The organism is Roseitalea sp., from assembly GCF_984466335.1.
The window spans coordinates 16563-18402 of the sequence record NZ_CFIFWG010000048.1 but is presented as its reverse complement, the minus strand read 5'-3'; the positions used below and the strand labels follow the sequence as shown (position 1 = coordinate 18402).

The following is a 1840-nucleotide window of genomic DNA, read 5'->3' as shown; positions in this document are numbered from 1 at the left end:
GTCAAAATCCTCGCACGATATTCATATCGCGCTGCGGTGTTTTCCTCGCTGCGGCAAAAAACTCTGTCCATCAAACCGTTTCCATCTAAAGACAAACCGCTCTAGGCGCTACACGCTTCTCCTGGTGGAGCGCAACGCCGGCCGGCAAACAGAACCGAACCAACCCAAGCCAGATGCGCCTAGGCGGGCATCCAAAGAAAGGCAAATTCCATGAGCGCTGCCTATCTCGGCTATGAAATCGACAGTTCGGCCGCCAAGCGCGCTGCGGTCGATCTCGATACCACGGAAAAATCGGCCGGTCGGGCCGAGCGGGGTCAGAAGTGCCTTGCGTCGACCGGCAAGCAGAGTGCGGCGGCAACAGGGATGCCCCCCGTCACGACAGGCCCGGTGCCTCGCAGCCCTGTTGCAGCGTCTTCCATGCCGTGTTGTTGAGCACCCGGCCGCACCGCGCAAGGACATGCCCGCTCGGCAGGTCGAGACACATGGTCTGGCCGACCGGGATGTCGCGGCCCTTGAACCGGCAGGTGCAGGGGATGGACCGTGCCGCGTTCTCGATCGCCGGGCCATTCTGGGCCATGGCCGAGGCGGCCACCGAAAGCCCTGTTCCGGCCAGCGCGACGCAAAGAAGGTGTTTCAGCATGACACATCCTCCGTGGGAGGAGTGTTTCACAAACGCCGGGGTTCGACAATCATCCCCCGGTCGCCCGGGGTGCGCGGCACCGCTCAGAAAGCCATCCGCGCGACAACGGGCACATGGTCGGAGGGCTTTTCCCAGGCGCGGACGTGCTTTTCGACATTGGCGGACCGCAGTCGTCCGGCCGCCTCCGGCGACAGCATCAGATGGTCGATGCGAATGCCGTTGTTCTTCTGCCAGGCACCGGCCTGATAGTCCCAGAACGTGTAGGTCCCTGCCGCGTCCGAGGTTGCGCGCAGCGCGTCGGTGAAGCCGGCGTTGGCGAGCCTGCGAAACGCGGTGCGGCTTTCGGGCCGATAGAGCGCATCGCCTTCCCAGGCCGCCGGATCGTGACAGTCCTGCGGCATCGGGATCACATTGTAGTCGCCGGCCAGGACCAGCGGCTCTTCAAGTGAAAGCCGCGCGCGCGCCCAGGCTTCGAGCCGCTCCATCCAGGCCAGCTTGTAGGGAAACTTGTCCGAGGCGACCGGGTTGCCGTTCGGCAGATAGAGCGAGACGACGCGCAGCGCGCCGGTCTGCGTCGAAAAGACGCCTTCGATGAACCGTGCCTGCTTGTCGCCCTCGTCGCCCGGCAGGCCGCGATTGACCTCGTCGAACGGCAGGCGGGACAGGATCGCGACGCCGTTGAAGCCCTTCTGGCCGTGGGTCTCGACGGTGTAGCCGAGCGCTTCGATCGCCGCGCGCGGGACATTGTCGTCGACCGACTTGATCTCCTGAAGGCAGGCGATATCCGGCTTGGACTGCTCAAGCCAGTTCAGGAGCGCATCGAGGCGCGCCTTGACGCCGTTGATGTTCCAAGTGGCGATTTTCATGCGGCGATCTTCACGGGCGCTGCCGATGGCGGTCAGACCGTGAACGAGGTGCCGCAGCCGCAGCTCGCCACCGCATTGGGATTCCTGATCTGGAAGGACTGGCCGATCAGATCATCGACGAAATCGATCACCGAACCGCCCATGTAAACCAGGGACAATTCGTCGACCAGGATGGTCGCGCCGTCCTTTTCGAGCACCACGTCATCGTCGTTGCGGCCCGCGACGAGGTCGAACATGTAGGAAAAGCCAGAGCATCCGCCGCCTTCGACGGAGACGCGCAGGGCATCCTTGTCCGGCTCGTCGGCGAGGACCTTGGCAACGCGCGCGAAGGCGG

3 protein-coding genes are annotated in these 1840 nt (G+C 64.1%); all 3 read right to left on the bottom strand.

Annotated elements, in window-relative coordinates:
- Positions 1–373: 373 nt before the first annotated feature.
- Positions 374–640 (bottom strand): hypothetical protein, encoded by a 267-nt coding sequence (locus tag AC5E6L_RS06480; protein WP_491772062.1) that lies wholly within the window; start codon positions 638–640, stop codon positions 374–376.
- Between the two features lie 83 nt (positions 641–723).
- Positions 724–1506 (bottom strand): exodeoxyribonuclease III, encoded by a 783-nt coding sequence (gene xth / locus AC5E6L_RS06475; protein ID WP_491230768.1) that lies wholly within the window; start codon positions 1504–1506, stop codon positions 724–726.
- 32 nt (positions 1507–1538) lie between these two features.
- Positions 1539–1840 (bottom strand): HesB/IscA family protein (locus AC5E6L_RS06470; protein WP_491772060.1); only part of this gene is annotated, 302 nt, incomplete at its 5' end.

Bases quoted from the DNA above. Each gene is read 5' to 3' on its own strand.
- AC5E6L_RS06480 (WP_491772062.1), bottom strand. From the start codon at position 640: ATGCTGAAACACCTTCTTTGCGTCGCGCTGGCCGGAACAGGGCTTTCG.
- xth (WP_491230768.1), bottom strand. From the start codon at position 1,506: ATGAAAATCGCCACTTGGAACATCAACGGCGTCAAGGCGCGCCTCGAT.